The sequence below is a fragment of the Bacillus sp. SIMBA_008 genome (assembly GCF_046535495.1).
GTDB lineage: Bacteria > Bacillota > Bacilli > Bacillales > Bacillaceae > Bacillus > Bacillus subtilis.
In genome coordinates this window covers 74797-95748 of sequence record NZ_JAWRWL010000003.1, presented here as the reverse complement: position 1 = coordinate 95748, position 20952 = coordinate 74797, and the positions used below count along the sequence as shown (strand labels likewise).

Genomic DNA, 20952 nt, shown 5'->3' with positions numbered 1-20952 from the left:
TCGCCATTTGAGTCTATTATGGGTTTTTTACCAAAATAACGTTCAAAAATTAAATCTGTCTAACCTCCCGTCGTCTCATCCGGTGACCATAGGGCCTGATGTGAAGGATTCTGTTACGATCAGCTCCATTCCATTTAATAGCGGAGTGATTTCTCTTAAAAGAAAGGAATCCGGCGGCCAATACGAAGTTTTCCTGGGAAATGATTGTCTCGGCACGATTGAGGCGGATATATCATTTACTCTCCAAACGGATCAGCAGGATATACGCTTGATATTGACGGGCAGTGAACCTGAGAAATCCGTTTATTTTACGGGAAACCGGGATGAAATTGTATGTTCCTCAGAAAAAACGAATGCAGATATTTATCTGAATCCGCAAGACTTTGCATTTGCAGAACAAAGCACGTTTTCTTTGCTTCGTTCAGGCGGCAGCTGGTCGGTCCGCCCTGAAAACGGGTCTATCTTCTTGAACGGAGAGAAAATCAACGTCAATACGCCGCTTAAGCCGGGGGACGAAATATTCTGGAACTTCACGCAAATGAGGGTGACGGAACAAGACCTGTTAGAAATTGTTCATTATGCCCAGTTTGAAACAGCGTTAACAGAAACGGTCAAACCGAGTACAGAGATGCAGAAAAAATATCCGCAGTACAGAAGAACGCCGCGGATGGTATACGATCTGCCGGATGACCGCGTTTCTTTCAGTTTTCCCTCTCAGGAGAGCGATCAAACCAACAGAGGGCTGTGGCTCGTCATCCTGCCTCCGCTTGTGATGCTGATCGTGATGGGCGTAGTTGCCATCATCCAGCCGCGCGGCATATTTATACTCGTTTCTTTGGCGATGTTTATGATGACTCTCATTACCTCGACAGTGCAATATTTCCGGGATAAAAACCAGCGGAAAAAACGCGAGGAAAAACGGGAGCGTGTATATAAGCTTTACTTAGACAATAAGCGGAAAGAGCTTCAGGCACTTGCTGAAAAACAAAAGCAGGTTCTTGAATTTCACTTTCCTTCATTTGAACAAATGAAATACTTAACAAGTGAAATCAGTGACCGGATCTGGGAAAAATCCCTTGAAAGCAAGGATTATCTCCAGCTGCGGCTTGGGACGGGAACAGTTCCGTCAAGCTATGAAATCAATATGAGCGGCGGAGACTTGGCTAATCGTGATATCGATGATCTCATGGAGAAATCGCAGCACATGCAGCGCGTCTATAAAGATATCCGCAATGCGCCGGTGACGGTCGATTTGGCAGAAGGTCCGATGGGGCTTGTCGGTAAATCGCAAATTGTGAAAAATGAGATTCACCAGCTGATCGGACAGCTGTCGTTCTTTAACAGCTATCACGATTTGCGTTTTGTATTTATTTTTCATGAAGATGAGTATAAAGACTGGGAGTGGATGAAGTGGCTTCCGCAATTTCAAATGCCCCATATTTATGCAAAGGGATTTATTTATAATGAGCAAACGCGAGATCAGCTCCTGTCTTCACTTTACGAATTGATCAGAGAGCGTGATCTCGAAGATGACAAAGAAAAACTGCAGTTCAAACCGCATTTTGTATTTGTCATCACGAATCAGCAGCTGATCTCCGAGCATGTCATTCTCGAATATTTAGAAGGACAGCATGAGCATCTGGGCATCTCGACAATTGTCGCGGCGGAAACAAAGGAAAGCTTGTCGGAAAACATTACAACTCTTGTCCGCTACATTAATGAGCATGAAGGCGACATTTTAATACAAAAGAAAAAAGCGGTAAGAATTCCGTTCCGTCTCGATCATCATCAGCGTGAGGACAACGAACGGTTCTCACGCACGCTGCGGACGCTGAACCACCAGGTCGGCATTACGAATTCCATTCCGGAAACGGTATCGTTCCTGGAGCTTTTTCATGCGAAGGAAGTAAAAGAAATCGGCATTCAGCAAAGATGGCTGACAAGTGAATCGTCGAAGTCGCTGTCAGTGCCGATCGGCTATAAAGGGAAAGATGACATTGTGTATCTGAACCTTCACGAAAAAGCACACGGTCCGCACGGCTTGCTTGCGGGGACAACGGGATCAGGGAAAAGTGAATTTCTCCAGACCTACATCTTGTCACTTGCAGTGCATTTTCATCCGCATGAAGCGGCTTTCTTACTAATTGACTATAAAGGCGGAGGAATGGCGCAGCCGTTCCGCAACATTCCCCACCTCCTCGGCACGATCACAAATATTGAAGGAAGCAAAAACTTCAGTATGCGTGCGCTTGCTTCCATTAAAAGCGAGCTGAAAAAAAGGCAGCGTCTGTTTGACCAGTATCAAGTCAATCACATCAATGACTATACAAAGCTATACAAGCAAGGGAAAGCAGAAGTGGCGATGCCTCACTTGTTCTTAATCTCTGATGAGTTTGCCGAGCTGAAAAGCGAGGAGCCTGATTTTATCAGGGAGCTTGTCAGTGCCGCGCGTATCGGACGAAGCCTCGGCGTTCATTTGATTTTGGCGACACAGAAGCCAGGCGGCATCATCGACGACCAGATCTGGAGTAACTCGCGCTTTAAAGTAGCGCTCAAGGTCCAGGATGCCACCGACAGTAAAGAAATTTTGAAAAACAGCGATGCCGCAAACATTACCGTAACAGGCCGCGGCTATTTGCAGGTCGGAAACAATGAAGTGTATGAGCTGTTCCAATCTGCATGGAGCGGGGCGCCTTACTTAGAGGAAGTCTACGGTACTGAGGATGAAATCGCGATCGTCACAGATACGGGTCTGATCCCGCTTTCTGAGGTTGATACCGAAGATAACGCGAAAAAAGACGTTCAAACCGAAATCGAAGCTGTAGTTGACGAAATTGAACGCATCCAAGATGAAATGGGAATCGAGAAGCTGCCAAGCCCTTGGCTGCCGCCGCTTGCGGAACGTATTCCGCGCACTCTTTTCCCTTCAAACGAAAAAGACCATTTCCACTTTGCGTATGTCGATGAACCTGATCTGCAAAGACAGGCGCCAATTGCTTATAAGATGATGGAAGATGGAAATATCGGCATCTTCGGCTCTTCGGGCTACGGAAAATCGATTGCAGCCGCAACGTTCCTGATGAGTTTTGCGGACGTATACACACCTGAAGAGCTTCATGTCTATATCTTTGATTTCGGAAACGGAACGCTGCTGCCATTAGCGAAGCTCCCGCATACCGCGGATTACTTCCTGATGGACCAGTCAAGAAAAATTGAAAAGTTCATGATTCGAATCAAAGAAGAAATTGACCGCCGTAAACGTTTGTTCCGGGAAAAAGAAATCAGCCACATCAAAATGTACAATGCGCTGAGCGAAGAAGAGCTTCCATTCATTTTTATCACCATTGACAACTTTGACATTGTCAAGGATGAGATGCATGAGCTTGAATCGGAATTTGTCCAGCTTTCCAGAGACGGACAAAGCTTGGGTATCTACTTTATGCTGACAGCAACGCGGGTGAATGCTGTCCGCCAGTCATTGTTAAATAACTTGAAAACAAAGGTTGTCCATTATCTCATGGATCAATCAGAAGGATATTCCATTTACGGCCGTCCGAAATTCAATCTTGAGCCGATTCCGGGACGCGTCATCATTCAAAAGGAAGAGCTTTATTTCGCGCAAATGTTCCTGCCTGTTGACGCCGATGATGATATCGGCATGTTCAACGAGCTGAAATCAGACGTACAGAAACTTCAAGGGCGATTTGCTTCAATGGAGCAGCCGGCACCGATTCCGATGCTGCCTGAGAGCTTGTCTACGAGAGAATTTTCTCTCCGCTTCAAGCTGGAACGCAAGCCTTTATCTGTACCGATCGGGCTTCATGAAGAAACAGTCAGCCCAGTCTATTTTGATTTAGGCAAGCATAAGCACTGCCTGATTTTAGGCCAGACTCAGCGCGGGAAAACAAACGTCTTAAAAGTCATGCTCGAACATCTGATTGATGATGAAACTGAAATGATCGGCCTGTTTGACTCGATTGACCGCGGCTTATCTCATTATGCGAAGGAATCAGATGTTTCATATTTGGAAACGAAAGAAGATATTGAGCAGTGGATTGAAACAGCAGAAGACATTTTCAAAATAAGAGAAGCCATGTATGTAGAAGCCGTCCGCCAAGGAGACACGCAAAATCTGCGATTCTCACAAGTCGTGCTGATGATTGACGGGATAACGAGATTCCAGCAGACGATTGATACGAGAATACAAGATCGTCTCGCTAACTTCATGAAATCATACGCTCATCTTGGGTTCAGCTTTATCCCGGGCGGAAACCACAGCGAATTCTCAAAAGGCTATGACTCCTTGACGACTGAGATGAAGCAAATCCGCCACGCGATTCTGCTGATGAAAAAGTCTGAGCAAAATGTCATTCCTCTCCCGTACCAAAGACAGGAGCCTGAGATTCAGCCGGGCTTCGGATATGTTGTGGAAAACGGGAAGGAGCAAAAAGTTCAAATTCCTTTATGTTCTGCTGAAAGGGAGAGTGCTAGATGACAGAACAACGAAAAAGCTTGATCAAGTTAATATCCGCCGTCATCATCATTTTGCTGCTGCCGGTGTTGTTTTTCCGATTTATCGGAGACGACCCGACGAAAAAAGCAGTCAATTCCACCCGGCAAATCGCGGTGGTGAATGAAGACACTGGCGTATTGAGTGATGAGGTAAAGTCTGATGAAGAGGACAAATCCGCCCAGTTCGGCAAGGAAGTAGCGGCTGTTCTGGGTGAACGTCCTGATTATTCGTGGACGGTCGTAAACCGTAGCGCGGCTGAGACCGGTCTCGCGTCAAAAAAATACGATGCGATCGTCTACATTCCCTCAGACTTCTCAAAAAACATTTTGAGCTATGACAAAGACCATCCACAAAAAGCAACGCTTGAATTCAGCATTCAAGATAACCTGAATGCGGTCAACAAAGAAAAAGTTCAGCGTGAGCTTGAGGATGCCCAAAAGACAATGAACAAAAAAATGTCAGCCTTATACTGGAACTTTGTGTCGCAAAAAGTGGACAACATCAGAGGAGAATTTGACAAAATCGTCAATAAAGAATCTGAATTCCAGAATGTCATGTACAACTTTTACAAACCAAGCTCTAATGATTTAGCAGGTGAAATCAAACAGCAAAAAGACTTAATCGATGAGCTGAAGAAATCAATGAATGAAGCGCAAGGCACGACAAAAGAAAAAGCTTCTACAGCGGAGGAAGCCAAAAATACGCTGAAAGAATTCATTGATACAGTTGAAAGATACAAGGAATATCAAGAAAATCAGAAAAAGCTGCTTTTGGCAGCCCAGGATTCAACACAGCAGCAAATCCGGACAGGTCTGGATGCCATCCAGGCACAGCAAAAGGCGAATCAGTTCAGTGAACGCATGAGCGGGTTGGTAACCGGGATCGGCCAAGCGAAGACACAGCTCGGACAAACCAGCAATGTGCTGGCAAACGCCCAGGAAATTAGGGAAGGGCAAGTGTCCCAGCAGGAACTTGGCATGGCAAAAATCCAAAGTAATTTAATCGAACAATATCAGGCCGCATCAAGACAGGCTGCACTAAATCAGGTGTACCAATTGCTTGTCCCGGCACGTCAGGCATTGACAGTTGCGAAAGGGGACGACCCAGTCATAGACGATGGTTCTGACAACAATGATAAAGACCCTAAAGAAGAAGATCCTGAAGAACTCAAAATTGATCTTGAAAAACAGCGTGAAGAACTGAAAAATATCGCTGCTGATATTCAGGATATTTCAGACAATCTGAAGGAGCCTGAAAAAGAGGACCCAACACCGGAGGACCCGGGTACTGAACCAGACGATCCGTCCACTGATAATCCAGAAAAACCTGATGACGGGGGCAGTACAAAGCCCGATGATACACAGGGCGACACAGGGAACGACAATAACAGCAGTGATACCGGTAATGACGGACAAACGGACGGCAGTACTCAGGATCAAGACCAGCAGAAGGGAACAGACGGTCAGGAGCAGAACGGCGATGCCTCTGATGGTGCGTCCGACAGCGGACAAACCGAAACGGGCACATCTGCCGAACAGACTGCATCTTCTGATTCAGCCCTTCAATTTATCAAGCTGGCAAATGAAGGCGGAACCGGAGATTCAGGAGATACCGGTAGCGGCGAAGATACGACGGAGCCTGGGGACCAAGAGCAACCAGGAAACGATGACATTTCTGATATCGCCAAAGCAAAAGAACAGCTCAGCAAAGCGTCTGAGCGAATCAAGCAAATTGAAGAAGAACTGAAGGAAAAAGAAAATACACATAATGAAGCACTGAAGAAGAAGCTTCAAGAATTGAAAGAGCAAATGGACGGTCTTAATGATGAAATAGATGATCTCAAAGACCAAGTGAAAACACTCGATGATAATCTCAAAAGACTCGAAGCGAAACGGAAGCGGGAGTTTGAAGGGATTTACAGTGCGATTCGCGAGCTTGAAAATAAAGATCAGCTTCAATTTTCAGGAGAAATCAATACAGAAAGCATCTCCGCTTTAATGAGATACTATAAATATTTGTCTGTTTATGACTCTGTATTATCCGGCACGATAGACAGCGCTGCGAAAACCAATGCCATTGAAGGCCAGCAGGGCAACGTCAAATCAGTCCTGGCTCTCACACCTGAAGAATCAGCCAGCTGGGAAGCTCTCAAAAACAACACGATGCAAACTGATGAAGATATTAACAGCTTCATCGACGGCATGACCAAATTTGCGGACGACTACAGCGGCTATATCCGTGACTCTCAAGCAGGTGTTCTCGACGAACTGACGAAAATCTCTGAAAGTGCCGCAAAAGCGTCAGAACAGCTTGTAACGGGCGCAACACAGGAATCTGCGACGTTCAGCAACGATGGGCTGTCTGGCACCATGGCACTGAGTGTCCAAGATACGGTCGGCCAGGAAGTGCTGCAAATGTCAGACATGATGGGTTCATTGTCTGATCGCCAGTCAGGCATCATTGATTACACAACCAACATGCAGCAAAGCGTCAATGATGTTCAAGCGAAAGCCGACACCTTAAACAACAACTGGGGGAAAAATGTAGCCTCCACGAAACTCGTGCGAAATGACGTATACGGCATACTCGGAAATACATTAGTAGACGGGCAAAACAATGGCTATGTATATGATTACTTAGCGAATCCGCTTAAAATCAGCGGAGAGGTTCCGGAAGAAAAAATTCAGACGGTACCTCCGGTTGTCATCCTTGTCATTGTGTTGATCAGCAGTCTGTTAATAGGCTATTTCAGCTCGTATTACCAAAACGCACCGCTTCTCGTTAAAGGAGCGTTATTCGGAATTCTGAATATCCTTGTCGGACTTATGATCAGCTTGTTCGGCTTGAATATTTATTCACTGCCGGACGATCAGACGATTAAGTGGTCGGTGTTTACGATTCTATTGCTGGTCGCAAGCTCTGCCTTCATCCGGACGGCATTCAGATTCGGATCAATCCCTGGCTGGGTTGCTTCAGCGGCAATGATTCTATTCTATGTCGCACCGCTTATTGATTTGATCATGCCGAACTTTACATTTGAAGATCCGGTTTCGAAAGTATATATCGACATCCAGTACGGTACTGGGCACTTGTTTACAATGGGAATAACAGTTCTGCTGATCATTACGGTGATTGCCGCGGCTCTGCCGCTGATTATCCGGCTGATGGCTGAACACACAGCAGAAAGCGATGAAACATATGAAGCGTGATCGCAGCATGGAAAAGGGGATCATGATTTGTATGCTCTCCTTTTCCCTTTTCATACCCTCTGCAGCGGCTGCCCAAACTGAAGAAAATACAGATGTCGCGCCAAACCAGTATGAGAAAAAAGACATCGAAATCGATACGAATTATTTGCATGAAGATACCTACTATGAAGAAAAAACAGAACTGCCTGAGGAACAGAAGGATATTACTTTTGATAAACCGAAGGACAAGGACGCCGAGCTGATAAAAGATTTGTTTACATCAACAAATGCCGAGGATTCCAACACGATTGCGGCCCAGTCGAAACAGCTTGGAATTACATTTGCTGAAAAACCAATAACAAAGACATCATCAACGGAAACAGAAGATGAACAAGAAACATCATCATTGCTGCTGCCGATGATCTATGTCGTACTGATCCTGCTCGGAATTGCAGGCATCGTGTTCCTCATCCCAAAAGTCACAGCGCAGGAAAACAAGAAGGCGTAGGCCGCGTGCTTGTGTTGTGTAAAAGCAGTGCCGTACAATAATAACGGAAAAGGAGGTTTCCAATGGAACTTTATATCATCACCGGAGCGTCAAAAGGGCTGGGTCAAGCCGTTGCATTACAGGCTTTAGAAAAGGGGCATGAAGTCCATGCCTTATCCAGAACGAAAACAGATGTCTCTCACAAAAAACTAACGCAGCATCAAATAGACCTCATCAATCTTGAAGAAGCTGAACAGCAATTTGAAACATTGCTCTCATCCATCGATCCAGATCGTTATTCTGGTATTACCCTTATCAATAACGCCGGAATGGTAACGCCGATCAAACGTGCCGGCGAAGCGTCTCTTGACGAACTTCAGCGCCATTATCAGCTGAACCTGACTGCGCCCGTGCTTTTGAGTCAGCTGTTTACAAAACGGTTTGCTTCATACAGCGGCAAAAAGACGGTTGTCAACATTACTTCAGGAGCCGCCAAAAATCCATATAAGGGATGGAGCGCGTATTGCAGTTCAAAAGCCGGGCTCGACATGTTTACGAGGACATTCGGATTTGAACAGGAGGATGAAGAGCTGCCGGTGAACATGATTTCGTTCTCACCTGGAGTGATGGACACTGAGATGCAGGCCGTCATCCGTTCTTCATCGAAAAAGGATTTCCACCACATTGAACGATTCCGGAAATTAAATGAAACAGGAAGCCTTCGCAGTCCGGACTTTATTGCCGGCACGCTGCTTTCTTTACTAGAAAAAGGGACGGAAAACGGCCGCATTTATGATATTAAAGAGTTTTTGTAGAGCAGATATTTTCTGCTCTTTTTTTATACAAAAGGCTGCAGCCATCGCATTTTATTGAACAGCCGCATATACTGACTGAAACGCTGCTTTTAGGGTATAACAATGATGATAAGAAGATCAAAATGATGTGAGATAAGAATTGAGTTTCTCTGCAAATTATGTTAGGATTCTAAAAATATCTAAAGGAGGGGTTTCCATGAGAAAGGTTACATTAATGGATGTTTTCACCCATCCAATTGCACAAAAATATCTTCAGCGTTCCGGCGTGGCACATGCGATTGCCTGCGCTTATCATGCATACAGGCTGTCTGTGAAGGCTGACATTAATCCTGATTTAGCAGCAAAAGCGGCACTGCTTCATGACATCGGCCATTATGAATGGTATACAGACGGAAAGTGGGATTATGAGAAATACAAAAGAAATGACATTCATGCCATTAAAGGGGCGGAACGGGCGCATAAGCTTCTGATTCGGCTTGGCGAGGAACCGAAAGCGGCAAAAGAGATTGCACTAGCCATTTTGCTTCATACAGATTCCTATTTGCCTGAAGGCGAATTAGATAAAAACACGCTGCAGCAGATTGTCAAAAAAGCGGACGAACTGGATGAAGAGCCGGGCGGCCACCATCATTACCGCCAAATTGATCCTTCAACCGCACGAAAAAAAATAGAAAAGCTGGACCAATTAATCGACCAAGCCCAGGCATCCGTGATAAAGCCTGTATAAGTACGGAACAGCGCCAGCTTTCTTCGCTGTCTCCGCTTCATCGATACTTCCTTTACACCCGCTTCCAAACGTATTCTCCTAAAATCTCCGCACTCCTTTGTTTTATCAGGTAAGCCTGTGTCATTATCCATAAGCGCGGCATAAGCTGAGATAAAACACACAAAGGGGATAAAAGTATGGTCAACCAAGGTAGTCCGCAACTGGTCTCTTTAGTCGATCCTTATGTCTATCAGACCATTAAAAAGCTCATCGGCTCAAGGTTCGTTATACAGACAGTACGAGATACGGTCAGAGGCAGACTGATCGATGTAAAACCTGACCATATCACAATTGAAGGAGCCCGAAATTCTGTTTGTTTGATCAGAATCCAGCACATGATTTCCGTCACCCCAGATTACAGTGAGCGGGTCTAACAGTGCTTGCGCATGAAAAATAGGCGTACACCGGGACGTCCTATTTTTCAGTTAAGCGCTGTAAAAACGCACTATGATACATTGTTCCATCAAGGTCAAAGCCGGCAAATTCCTGATAGTCACCATCTGAAAAACAGAAAGTGACACCGTACACCGTATAGCAGGAACGGACTGAAGCATGCTGGCAGACCCGAAAATGATAACCGTCTGAATCTTTTACATATAGCCGGGATTTCCCGGCAAATGGGGCACAGAGGTGTGCTGCCTCACCAAAACATTCGAATCCGGCGATTTTGCCATCTTGGCTGATATCCAGCAGGAGACAATCATTGACTCTGAGCTCCTCAGTCCGTACATTCCTGTTCTTTTTCGGAGGAAGAACATAGATATAAGCCAGTTCTGAATCTGTATCGTATGTCACGGCCTTCATCACCAACACTCCTTTCATTATATTAAGAGTTCTGATATGAGTTCATTTTTGTTACAATGATGGGGTATAAGTTCTTTTATCTGACAGACAAAGAAAAACTAGGAGGAACAAAGCTTGTTGAAATCAAAAGTCCATTTTTGGACATTGCAGATTTTATTTGTTTTGCTGATTATTTTTGTAGCAACAAAAGTTTCATTTGTATTTCAGCCGTTTATTGTTTTTATCTCGACATTGTTTTTCCCGATGCTGATTGCGGGAATTTTGTATTTCATATTTAATCCGGTCGTCCGCCTGCTTGAGAAAAAAATTCCGCGGACATTATCCATTCTATTGATCTATTTACTGTTTATCGGTTTGCTTGCCTTTATTTCAGCGTCAGTCGGACCTATCATCACCTCACAGGTGACAGGGCTGTTTAACAACCTTCCTGATTATATAAAACAGATTCAGGCGCTGACAAAGGATTTGTCCCATTCTCAATGGTTTACCTGGATGATGAACCAGGATTATGTATCGATATCAAAAATTGAACAGTCATTGACAAGTTTTCTCCAAAACCTGCCGCAAAATATCACGTCCAGTTTATCTGCGGTGTTTGGTGTCGTGACAAACATCACGCTTGTTATTATTACTGTTCCATTTATCCTTTTTTACATGCTGAAAGACGGACACCGCTTTCCGCATCTGGCAGTAAAAATTCTTCCGGCTTCTTATCGGACAGAAGGCTTGAAAATTTTTAAAGATTTATCCGATACGCTTGCGGCATACTTCCAGGGTCAGCTGTTAATTTGTCTTTTTGTCGGGACAGCGTGTTTTATTGGCTATTTAATTGCCGGACTGCCGTATGCCCTGATTCTCGGGATTGTCATGGCGATTACCAATATCATTCCCTATGTCGGGCCTTTTCTCGGTGCCGCGCCGGCTGTCATTGTCGGTTTTATGGACTCGCCGGCCAAAGCGCTGTTTGCGATTATTGTGGTCGTCATCGTTCAGCAGCTGGACGGAAACCTGCTGTCTCCTCTTGTGATCGGAAAGCGGCTGAATACCCATCCGCTTACGATTATTTTGCTATTAATCGGAGCGGGAAGCTTCGGCGGAATTCTCGGCATGATTTTAGCGGTGCCGGTTTATGCGGTAGTGAAGGCGTTCTTCCTGAATATTGTCCGCTTGATCAAGCTGCGCCAGCGGTCACGACTCGAGGAAAACGCAAAGCCAGCTGAATAGGCGGGCACCATTAGCGGCTCTTTGCATATGATGCTGTAAATCAATGCGGAGGTGGGGAAATGCCTGCAATTGTGGGGCCGATTTATATCATGTCAGTTACGGGTAATGCCGCGGCAAGCTTTGGAGACGTATTTGCGATTTCGCCCAAAAGTGTCGCTCATTCAGGGGCGGGGTCAGGCGCTTTTCAGCTTGGTGATTTTGTGAAGATTAACAACCAAACGAGTAAAACTCTTTTCAAAGATGCCGATATCACTGATGAAACAGTTTCGTTTAACGGGTAACAGCCTTTTCACAAGAGGCTGTTGCTTTTTTATTGTATAATATGGGTAGTCTTTTAATAGAGAGGTCATGTTATGAAAATCAGAAAAGCAAATATCAATACGCAAACCGGAATGATCACGGACGTGTATCTGCATGAAAACAGAAAAGAACTGCGCACGCTTGTAGCGGTACCACAGCTGGAGTGGAGCACGATCATTTCCTATGAAGAAGATAAAGCAACTCTGCCTGAACGGCTGGAAGCGTCGTTGCGCCGGCATACAGAGGAAACCCCTGCTGGTGAGCTGGCCAAAAAAATCATTCATTGGGTAACAGAAATGTAAACGGCGCTTGAAAGTTTAGCTCCTGCCTGTTCAGGTGATAATGAAGACAAACAAGACGGGAGGACAGGCTTTTGAGTGAAGACAAAATGGATCTCTATTTGCAGCAAGGAATGTATGGGCCTTTGGAGACAAAGCCTGACGAGCGCCATTTGTTTTTAGGCTCTTTAAGAGAAAGAGTCGTTTTGGCACTGACGAAAGGACAGGTGCTTAGAAGTAAACCGTATAAAGAGGCGGAGCACGAGCTGAAAAACAGCCATAACGTCACCCTTTTGGTTAATGGAGAGCTTCAGTATCAGTCTTACTCTCCTTATATCCAAATGGCGAACCGGTACGGAGTGCCCTTCAAGATTGTATCTGATCTTCAGTTTCATACGCCTTTAGGCATCGTCATTGCGGCTGACATCGCTGTGAATCGTGAATTGATATATATTCAGGACGACATTTATAATCGGTCAGTGCTGAAATCTTAAGAGACAAACGGACCGTTTGTCTTTTTGTTCATGGCAATTCACTTACAACTGGAGATAAGATATAATGTTCTCATACTGATGGCGGGGAGGCCGGCTATGAAAAAAGCACTTATTTGTATTGATTATACGAATGATTTTGTGGCGAGTGACGGAAAATTGACCTGCGGGGAGCCCGGCAGAATGATTGAAGAGGCGATCGTCAATTTAACTGAAGAATTCATCACAAACGGTGATTACGTCGTATTAGCAGTAGATTCTCATGATGAAGGGGATCAATATCACCCTGAAACCCGTCTTTTTCCTCCGCATAATATAAAAGGCACGGAAGGAAAAGATCTGTACGGAAAGCTTTTGCCTCTATATCAGAAACATGAACATGAGCCTAATGTTTACTACATGGAAAAAACGAGATATTCTGCTTTTGCGGGAACTGATTTAGAGCTCAAACTCAGAGAGCGGCAGATTGGCGAACTGCACCTTGCCGGTGTCTGCACAGATATTTGTGTGTTGCATACAGCTGTTGACGCATATAACAAAGGTTTTGGGATTGTTGTGCATAAACAAGCTGTTGCCAGCTTTAATCAGGAGGGGCACGCATGGGCTCTTTCCCATTTTGCAAACAGTATCGGAGCGCAAGTGGCAGAGTAAGGAAGGGGAAAAACAGTGTTAGAGTACGGATTTAAAGATGACAGCCTGTCATTACATACAGACCTTTATCAGATCAATATGGCGGAAACGTACTGGAGAGACGGCATTCATGAAAAGAAAGCGATTTTTGAGCTGTTTTTCAGAAGGCTTCCGTTTGAAAATGGCTATGCCGTATTTGCGGGCTTGGAAAAAGCCATTGAATACTTGGAAAATTTCAAGTTTACGGATAGCGATTTGAGTTATTTACAGGATGAACTCGGGTATCATGAAGATTTTATTGAATATTTGCGCGGGTTATCTTTTACAGGTTCACTTTACTCTATGAAAGAAGGAGAGCTCGTTTTTAACAATGAGCCGATTATGAGGGTGGAGGCACCCCTGGTAGAAGCGCAGCTGATTGAAACAGCTTTGCTCAACATTGTGAACTATCAAACATTAATCGCAACAAAGGCTGCCCGGATTAAAGGCGTCATTGGTGATGAAGTTGCGCTTGAATTCGGAACAAGACGGGCGCACGAAATGGATGCGGCCATGTGGGGAGCGAGAGCAGCCTTAATCGGCGGCTTTAGCGCGACAAGCAATGTAAGAGCCGGAAAGCGCTTTAATATCCCGGTTTCCGGCACACATGCGCATGCGCTTGTGCAGGCTTACCGCGATGAATATACAGCTTTCAAAAAATACGCGGAAACACATAAGGATTGCGTTTTCTTAGTTGACACGTATGACACGCTTCGTTCAGGCATGCCGAACGCGATTAGGGTTGCCAAGGAATTCGGCGACCGCATTAATTTCATTGGCATCCGTCTGGACAGCGGCGATTTGGCGTACCTGTCAAAAAAAGCCCGGAAAATGCTTGATGAAGCAGGATTTACAGATGCGAAGGTGATTGCTTCAAGCGATTTGGATGAGCACACCATTATGAATTTAAAGGCTCAGGGAGCGCGCATTGATGTCTGGGGTGTCGGTACGAAGCTGATCACTGCCTATGACCAGCCGGCTCTCGGCGCAGTTTATAAACTCGTTGCCATTGAAGAAGACGGGAAAATGGTTGACACGATCAAAATTTCGTCCAATCCTGAAAAAGTGACGACACCGGGCAGAAAGAAAGTCTACCGCATTATTAATCAGTCCAACCATCATTCTGAAGGCGACTATATTGCGCTTTATGATGAGCAGGTGAATGATCAGAAGCGGCTCAGAATGTTCCACCCGGTTCATACATTCATCAGCAAATTTGTCACGAATTTTTATGCGAAGGATCTTCATGAGCTGATTTTTGAGAAGGGTATTCTTTGCTACCAAAACCCTGAGATTTCAGACATACAGCAGTATGTGCAGGATAACCTCAGCCTGCTTTGGGAGGAATATAAGAGAATCAGCAAGCCGGAGGAATACCCGGTTGATTTAAGCGAGGACTGCTGGAGCAATAAAATGCAGCGGATCCACGAAGTGAAAAGCAGAATTGAAGAAGAGCTTGAGGAAGAATAAAGAAAAACTGGCCTTTCGTTCGCGAGGGGCCAGTTTTCTTTATGTATATATTATTTTTCATGTTTAGACAATTTTCGTCAAATTATTTGATATACTTAGGGGTGAAAGCCGCGCGTATTGTAAGGGGGATAAATCAATGAGGGTGTTTGTTGCAAGACAGCCTATTTTTAATAGAAAAGAACAGGTTGTTGCTTATGAACTGCTGTATAGAGAAAGCGAAGAGAACGTGTATAGCGCTAAAGACGGCGATCAGGCAACAACAGATTTGGTGATCAACAGCTTTTTAAACATCGGAATTGAGAAGCTGACGGAAGGGAAACGCTGTTTTGTTAATTTTACGGAAAGCCTGATGTTTTCGAATCTTCCCACCTCCTTCAATCCGAAACAGCTTGTCATTGAAATCCTTGAAGATATACCGATCACGCCGGCCCTCATTTCTAGATGCAAAGAATTGAAAAAAATGGGGTATATGCTGGCGCTTGATGATTTTTATGCAATAAACCCGCAAGATGAGGACTTACTGGAAAAACTCATGAGCTATATTGATATATTGAAAATTGATTTTCTCAAAACAACACGAATGGAACGCAGAACAATTTTGCAAACCTACGGCTGCCGCGGCCTGATTTTTTTAGCGGAAAAAGTAGAGACCCGAAAAGAATATAAACAGGCGGTCCAAGACGGCTTTCAATTATTCCAAGGCTACTTTTTCAGCGAGCCGCGCATCATCAGCGGGCATGACCTATCGACTCATTTCTATTCTTACTATGAACTGCTTAACGAACTGAGCAAAGAGCAGCCTAACATAAAGCGTGTGACAGAGTACATAGAGCGGGATTTATCACTGTCCTATCAGATTTTAAAATTTTTAAACTCATCCCACAGCCGTTTGAGCCAGAAAATTGAAAGCATTCAACAGGCCATTATGCTGCTGGGATTTAATGAAATCAAACGGTGGATATATATTCTTTCCTTTAAGGATTTAAGCAGGAAAGGGCATTCCAGCAAGCACGAAATCATTAAGATTTCTTTGATAAGAGCAAAGCTTTGCGAACTGCTGGCAAGAAAGACATCCCGGCCGCAGCCTGCTTCTTATATGCTGATCGGAATGTTTTCTCTCATAGACACCCTCCTGCATAGAGAAATAGAGGAAATTGTTCAAGAATTGCCTTTAAAAGATGAAGTCGGGCAAGCATTATTAGGCCATCAAAACGACTACTACCAAATGCTTGAGCTTGTGAAATTAATTGAAAGCAACAACTGGGACACTTGCTCAGAATTAGGCAATCAACTCGACAAAGAAGAAGCGTATGAATGTTATTTAGAGGCTCTGGAATGGTGTCATAATCTTATGGACGCAAAATGATTGCGGTCCTCTGACCACCGCAAAGCAAGAATCATTCGGCTTTGCGTTCCGATAAGGCTGATATAGATGCCGTCGGGATTAAAGACCGTATCCACTTCATGCCGGACGCCCATTTGTTTGATCAGGCGCTTGATGGTTTGTTTATCGGACTGCTCGGCTGCGGTCAGAATGCGGCGCGAGAGCTCCCGCGAGCCCGCAATGCGGCTGAGAACGAGCTGGGCATCCGCAAATATCCCTGCGGCCTGCTTCGCTGAACGGATAAAGGTATCAATATTGTTGGCAGGAGCGGGCGGACGGCGTACCTCATACGGATACACGTAAAACCAGGGATAACGATATCTCATGGGAGCACCTCGCAAAAAAGGATGTTTCTATATGTATAGATCCCTAATTGCCGAATATGACAAAGCGAAAAGGCCACAACTTTAGCGTTGCGGTCTTTTTCGGTGTTTGTCGGTCAGGAAACGCCAAGAATCACATATTCAATTTTGAAAATACGGTATGAAGGACTATAGTCTTGCTTAGTGAAAATGCGAAACCCGTTAAAATCAAGGAGATTAAGAATCTTTCTCAATTTCAGCACATATAAACGCTCTTTCACATAGAAAGATAGTCCCGTTCTTGTTGTGATTCCTTTGAGTATAAGGACCTATTGAGATTTGCGGTGTCACGCAGGACTTTTTTGCATACTTTTCGGTGAAAAATGAGCCGAAAGCAGATACACTATTAGTAACAGATCAAATACCTAGGACTCGTTCACCATACACAATTCATTGATCTTTCAAAAAAAGGAGTGTGGAAACGATGGAAAAGAAACTTGAAGAAGTAAAACAATTGTTATTCCGACTCGAACTTGATATTAAAGAAACGACAGATTCATTACGAAACATTAACAAAAGCATTGATCAACTCGATAAATACAATTATGCAATGAAAATTTCGTGAAAAAGACTTGGAAACAAGTCTTTTTTTTCGTTCTACCGATACAATAAATGGATAAAGTATTATATGATTGTTAAAAAACGAAAAACCTGCTGTCCTTTAAATGTCCCATTTAGTAAAATGGAATGGGAGGGGGGAAGTCGTTATTGAGCAGATATGTTTAGATTCTGTCCGGATCAAGGAGAAAATGAAGGAGATTGTAGATGAAAATATTTTAAATGAGGACTTAAAAGTGAAGCTCATTTCTTTTATCGAAGAAAAAAAACAATTTTCATTTGCAGAACTGGCTTATTACCATTACATAGCATTTGATGGAAAAAACGACAAAGCAATTGAGTTACTGGCGTCAGGTATAGAACTTTTAATTTTATCTGCGGACATTTTTGACGATATTGAGGATAAGGACAATCTTCAGGCTTCTTGGATGAAATTAGATCCTTCTATAGCAACTAACGCAGCTACCGCACTTTATACATTAAGTCTGCAGGTAATAGGCTCAGTCTCAAATCATCCAAAACTTTTAAGCCTTACTTTGCAATATTCACTCCAATCTTTACAAGGACAACATGTAGATTTGAATTTAACAGCCTCATCAGAATCAGAGTATATTGAAATGATTAAACTTAAGTCGGGTTCTCTGGTAACATTGCCCAGTATTCTTGGTGTATATCTGGCAACTGGAGAATGTAATGAAACAGTTGAGGAGTATTCACGTTATTTAGGTGTAGTCGAGCAAATTGCAAATGATCACTATGGACTTTATTACCCTAACAATAATGACTTCAAAACTAGACATACGCTTGCCTTCAATTATCTTAAAAATAAATTTAACCAATCATCAATTGACTTATTAAATTTTTATGCGCAAGAAAATCATATGATAAATAATTTGGAAGATTTGAAGGGAAAGTTAAGAGAATCAGGTGTAATACAATATTTGAATGTTATAAAAAATTTAGCAGTGGAAAATTTTAAGGAATCATTCAAAAAACTGAGATTAGATGAACAAAGAAAAAATAAATTACTTATTCAATTATTAAGGGGGATTTAATTTGAAACATATTGATAAAATCATTAGCCATCTAGTAAACAACCCGGAAGCGTTTGATCAATTTAAGAATGGGAACTTAACCTTGCTAAATATAAATGAAAAAGAAAAGAAAGCAATATTATACGCGTTTGAACAAGGAGAGGTGCCAAGAACAAGCAAGTGGCCTCCAATAGAAGCTATTAGTAATTTTTTTGAGGATGATAAAAGAAAAAGTTTGATTTAATTACGGGATGATGTGATGTACAGATATATTAACGTCTATAAATATTTGTCTCTAGTTTTTATCATTTTAAGTTTTATTTATGTTATATACCTCTCGTATAGCTTTGCTTTTAACATCTTCGTAGGTGCGGATGTAAAGATAAATGAACAGGGTAAGTTAGAGGTCACTAATGTTTTAGATTATACAGATGAATATTATTCAGGTGTGAAAAAGGGAGATATCATTCTTGAAGTAAATGGGGAGAAAGGCAGTGATATTCAATTAAAAAGTGGAAGATTGGTCAATGTAGAAAGTTTAATTGTTGAGAGAGATAATAAATCATTTCATTTACAAAATGTAAGCCTAATCAGTGAAGAAAATTTATTTATGTATCTCATTCCTGTAATATCTTATTCAATCTGTTTATTTTGTATATTTTTTATTTATAGAATAAATAAAGTAAGAAAATCAACTTCTGCTTATATTTTAATATTATTTTTGTTATTTGTATCAGTAGCGTATGTAAGTGCATGCGGGGCAAGAAGAGGTGAAGAGATAAGCACTTACCTGCTTGTTCTTACTTTAGTCAGCTGTCCGGTGTTATATATTCATTTTATATATAAATACTTTATAGAATTAGGAACAAAGTTATTCGAAAAGAAGATTTTAATCATTATGTATATGCTCCCGCTAATAAATCTTTTATTAGAGGACGTTCTGAGTAATAGATTAAAATCTTCGGCTTTTTTGTCTAATCTGAATTTGATTTCATTTTTTGTCCTAGTTCTTACTGTATCGATTCTTATCCATAAAGGGATAAGAAAATTTAAACAAAAAGAGCAAAAGTCAATTTTGAAAGTCCTTGCTTATACAAATATCTTTTCTTTCAGTCCGTTTATTGTCTTTTTTGCTGTTCCATATGTGTTTTTGGAGAAGTATGTCTCACCTTTTAGTTTGGCTGCTTTTACACTTGTTATACCTTTTTCTTTAGTATATCAATTTATGACTAATAGACTTTATAATATCGACTTTGTTGTGGGGCGGCTTAAGTACTACGGTTTTTTAGCCATTACACCTACTATTATCGTAGTGACCATCTTTAATTACATTCAGCAACCAAAGGATATCTTTTATTTAGTTAAACTAACAATTGCAATATATGTGCTTATGTTTGCCGTTTTTTACTTTAAAGAGATTATTGACTTTCGTTTCAAGTTAAAAAGATTTACTGAAAAATTTAATTATCAAGATGGGATTTTTAAATTTACTCAATTAATAAAGCAAGCATCATCAGTAGATCAAGTACTTAATCACTTTAAGAATACAATCTTAGATGTATTAAATATAGATAATGCTTGTGTGTATGATAATTCAAAAGGAGAAATTACTCTCCTTAGCAAGAATAACTTTAAAGATCTCACTTATACAAATCATGAGCAATATGTGAAAAATTTTACTGGTGATATCGGCAAAATTAAAGAGTTTAAACAAGGTTTTATTATTAAAATAGGTGAACGAGGAGACAAATCATTTTTAGTACTCTGTTTCTCAAGTTATAATACTTTTAAATTAACAAGAGATGAAATTGCATGGCTCCAAACATTAGCGTTTTATACAAATGTTTCATTGGAAAACGTGATGAAAATAGAGGAATTGATGGTGCATCTTGAGGATTTAAAACAACAAGAATCCAACCCCGTATGGCTCAAAAAACTCATGTACACGATCGAGGAAAAACAACGCTCCGATCTCGCCCGCGATCTCCACGATTCGGTTCTTCAGGATTTGATTTCCTTAAAACGCCAGTGTGAGCTGTTTTTGGGTGATTTCAAGAAGGATGATAATCCGTGCCGTGAAGAGGTGCAGGACAAGCTGGTACAGATGAATGAGCAGATGTCTGATGTGATTTCGATGACAAGGGAGACGTGTCATGAGTTGCGGCCGCAGCTTCTGTATGATCTTGGGCTGGTCAAGGCGCTGTCGAAGCTGGTGGCGCAGCAGCAGGAGCGGGTTCCGTTTCATATTCGTTTAAATACCGGGAGATTTACGGCTTCCCTTGATCTGGATTCGCAGCTGAATTTGTACCGGATCATTCAAGAGTTTCTGTCTAATGCGGTCAAGCACTCTCAGGCGACGGATGTGCTGATTATGCTCATCAGTATTCAAAACAAAATCGTTCTTCATTATGAGGATGATGGCGTAGGGTTTGATCAGGAAAAGAATACTGAGCATTCCATGAGCATGGGGCTTTCTGGCATTAAGGAGAGAGTCAGGGCTTTAGATGGGCGCCTTCGGATTGAAACAAGTGAAGGAAAGGGCTTTAAGGCTGATATTGAAATCGAATTGTAATGGATTTATAACGGAAACGACTTGGCACAGGCCAAGT

20 protein-coding genes are annotated in these 20952 nt (G+C 42.6%); 17 read left to right on the top strand and 3 right to left on the bottom strand.

Features of this window, described 5'->3' with window-relative positions:
• The first annotated feature begins 7 nt into the window (after positions 1–7).
• From essC to SB658_RS11100, 6 genes are all read left to right on the top strand, one after another.
• Positions 8–4495: a type VII secretion protein EssC gene (gene essC, locus SB658_RS11125; RefSeq protein WP_410601617.1), complete on the top strand. Its 4488-nt coding sequence runs from the start codon at positions 8–10 to the stop codon at positions 4493–4495.
• Positions 4492–7722, top strand: coding sequence for a type VII secretion protein EsaA (gene esaA / locus SB658_RS11120; protein WP_144500543.1), 3231 nt, complete (start codon positions 4492–4494; stop codon positions 7720–7722). Before essC ends, esaA begins: the two co-directional genes overlap by 4 nt.
• Positions 7723–7753: 31 nt before the next feature.
• Positions 7754–8209, top strand: a complete 456-nt coding sequence (gene essA / locus SB658_RS11115) for a type VII secretion protein EssA (RefSeq protein ID WP_015251327.1) — start codon at positions 7754–7756, stop codon at positions 8207–8209.
• Between the two features lie 62 nt (positions 8210–8271).
• Positions 8272–9003: a (S)-benzoin forming benzil reductase gene (locus SB658_RS11110; RefSeq protein WP_015251328.1), complete on the top strand. Its 732-nt coding sequence runs from the start codon at positions 8272–8274 to the stop codon at positions 9001–9003.
• A gap of 196 nt (positions 9004–9199) precedes the next feature.
• Positions 9200–9730, top strand: coding sequence for an HD domain-containing protein (locus tag SB658_RS11105; protein ID WP_003244444.1), 531 nt, complete (start codon positions 9200–9202; stop codon positions 9728–9730).
• Positions 9731–9906: 176 nt separating this feature from the next.
• Positions 9907–10143: a YuzF family protein gene (locus tag SB658_RS11100; RefSeq protein ID WP_003220677.1), complete on the top strand. Its 237-nt coding sequence runs from the start codon at positions 9907–9909 to the stop codon at positions 10141–10143.
• Between the two features lie 40 nt (positions 10144–10183).
• Here SB658_RS11100 and SB658_RS11095 read toward each other — a convergent pair whose 3' ends face one another.
• The gene (locus SB658_RS11095; RefSeq protein ID WP_015251329.1) at positions 10184–10573 is read right to left on the bottom strand and encodes a DUF2283 domain-containing protein; all 390 of its coding nucleotides are present in this window, start codon (positions 10571–10573) and stop codon (positions 10184–10186) included.
• A gap of 114 nt (positions 10574–10687) precedes the next feature.
• On the opposite strand from SB658_RS11095, the gene SB658_RS11090 reads away from it, so the two are divergent.
• The 7 genes from SB658_RS11090 to pdeH all read left to right on the top strand — a co-directional run bounded on the left by SB658_RS11090 (position 10688) and on the right by pdeH (position 16371).
• Entirely contained in the window at positions 10688–11797 is a 1110-nt protein-coding gene (locus SB658_RS11090) for an AI-2E family transporter (protein ID WP_014480712.1), read from the top strand.
• Between the two features lie 59 nt (positions 11798–11856).
• Positions 11857–12078, top strand: coding sequence for a spore germination protein (locus SB658_RS11085; RefSeq protein WP_015384524.1), 222 nt, complete (start codon positions 11857–11859; stop codon positions 12076–12078).
• A 72-nt stretch (positions 12079–12150) separates the two neighbouring features.
• Complete coding sequence (locus SB658_RS11080; protein WP_003228783.1) at positions 12151–12399, top strand: YueH family protein; 249 nt, start codon at positions 12151–12153, stop codon at positions 12397–12399.
• Positions 12400–12470: 71 nt separating this feature from the next.
• Positions 12471–12869 (top strand): YueI family protein, encoded by a 399-nt coding sequence (locus SB658_RS11075; RefSeq protein WP_085185940.1) that lies wholly within the window; start codon positions 12471–12473, stop codon positions 12867–12869.
• Positions 12870–12965: 96 nt separating this feature from the next.
• Entirely contained in the window at positions 12966–13517 is a 552-nt protein-coding gene (locus SB658_RS11070) for a cysteine hydrolase family protein (RefSeq protein WP_015714627.1), read from the top strand.
• A gap of 15 nt (positions 13518–13532) precedes the next feature.
• Positions 13533–15005 (top strand): nicotinate phosphoribosyltransferase, encoded by a 1473-nt coding sequence (locus SB658_RS11065; RefSeq protein WP_003228788.1) that lies wholly within the window; start codon positions 13533–13535, stop codon positions 15003–15005.
• Between the two features lie 136 nt (positions 15006–15141).
• On the top strand, positions 15142–16371 hold the full coding sequence (gene pdeH, locus SB658_RS11060; RefSeq protein WP_003243525.1) for a cyclic di-GMP phosphodiesterase: 1230 nt from the start codon (positions 15142–15144) through the stop codon (positions 16369–16371).
• Here the strand turns inward: pdeH and SB658_RS11055 are convergent.
• On the bottom strand, positions 16347–16715 hold the full coding sequence (locus tag SB658_RS11055; RefSeq protein WP_144500544.1) for a YuzC family spore coat inner layer protein: 369 nt from the start codon (positions 16713–16715) through the stop codon (positions 16347–16349). The two genes, pdeH and SB658_RS11055, sit on opposite strands and share 25 nt — an antisense overlap.
• A 113-nt stretch (positions 16716–16828) precedes the next feature.
• Positions 16829–16954 (bottom strand): hypothetical protein, encoded by a 126-nt coding sequence (locus tag SB658_RS11050; protein ID WP_144500545.1) that lies wholly within the window; start codon positions 16952–16954, stop codon positions 16829–16831.
• 221 nt (positions 16955–17175) lie between these two features.
• On the opposite strand from SB658_RS11050, the gene degQ reads away from it, so the two are divergent.
• From degQ to SB658_RS11030, 4 genes are all read left to right on the top strand, one after another.
• Complete coding sequence (gene degQ / locus SB658_RS11045) at positions 17176–17316, top strand: degradation enzyme regulation protein DegQ (protein ID WP_003220708.1); 141 nt, start codon at positions 17176–17178, stop codon at positions 17314–17316.
• A 184-nt stretch (positions 17317–17500) separates the two neighbouring features.
• Positions 17501–18364: a polyprenyl synthetase family protein gene (locus SB658_RS11040; protein WP_043858576.1), complete on the top strand. Its 864-nt coding sequence runs from the start codon at positions 17501–17503 to the stop codon at positions 18362–18364.
• Between the two features lies 1 nt (position 18365).
• The gene (gene comX / locus SB658_RS11035; protein WP_014480704.1) at positions 18366–18587 is read left to right on the top strand and encodes a competence pheromone ComX; all 222 of its coding nucleotides are present in this window, start codon (positions 18366–18368) and stop codon (positions 18585–18587) included.
• 15 nt (positions 18588–18602) lie between these two features.
• Positions 18603–20915, top strand: a complete 2313-nt coding sequence (locus SB658_RS11030) for a histidine kinase (RefSeq protein WP_069703660.1) — start codon at positions 18603–18605, stop codon at positions 20913–20915.
• The last annotated feature ends 37 nt before the right edge of the window (positions 20916–20952 follow it).

Bases quoted from the DNA above. Each gene is read 5' to 3' on its own strand.
- esaA (WP_144500543.1), top strand. From the start codon at position 4,492: ATGACAGAACAACGAAAAAGCTTGATCAAGTTAATATCCGCCGTCATC.
- essA (WP_015251327.1), top strand. From the start codon at position 7,754: ATGCTCTCCTTTTCCCTTTTCATACCCTCTGCAGCGGCTGCCCAAACT.
- SB658_RS11110 (WP_015251328.1), top strand. From the start codon at position 8,272: ATGGAACTTTATATCATCACCGGAGCGTCAAAAGGGCTGGGTCAAGCC.
- SB658_RS11105 (WP_003244444.1), top strand. From the start codon at position 9,200: ATGAGAAAGGTTACATTAATGGATGTTTTCACCCATCCAATTGCACAA.
- SB658_RS11100 (WP_003220677.1), top strand. From the start codon at position 9,907: ATGGTCAACCAAGGTAGTCCGCAACTGGTCTCTTTAGTCGATCCTTAT.
- SB658_RS11095 (WP_015251329.1), bottom strand. From the start codon at position 10,573: ATGAAGGCCGTGACATACGATACAGATTCAGAACTGGCTTATATCTAT.
- SB658_RS11085 (WP_015384524.1), top strand. From the start codon at position 11,857: ATGCCTGCAATTGTGGGGCCGATTTATATCATGTCAGTTACGGGTAAT.
- SB658_RS11080 (WP_003228783.1), top strand. From the start codon at position 12,151: ATGAAAATCAGAAAAGCAAATATCAATACGCAAACCGGAATGATCACG.
- SB658_RS11070 (WP_015714627.1), top strand. From the start codon at position 12,966: ATGAAAAAAGCACTTATTTGTATTGATTATACGAATGATTTTGTGGCG.
- pdeH (WP_003243525.1), top strand. From the start codon at position 15,142: ATGAGGGTGTTTGTTGCAAGACAGCCTATTTTTAATAGAAAAGAACAG.
- SB658_RS11055 (WP_144500544.1), bottom strand. From the start codon at position 16,715: ATGAGATATCGTTATCCCTGGTTTTACGTGTATCCGTATGAGGTACGC.
- degQ (WP_003220708.1), top strand. From the start codon at position 17,176: ATGGAAAAGAAACTTGAAGAAGTAAAACAATTGTTATTCCGACTCGAA.
- SB658_RS11040 (WP_043858576.1), top strand. From the start codon at position 17,501: ATGAAGGAGATTGTAGATGAAAATATTTTAAATGAGGACTTAAAAGTG.
- SB658_RS11030 (WP_069703660.1), top strand. From the start codon at position 18,603: ATGTACAGATATATTAACGTCTATAAATATTTGTCTCTAGTTTTTATC.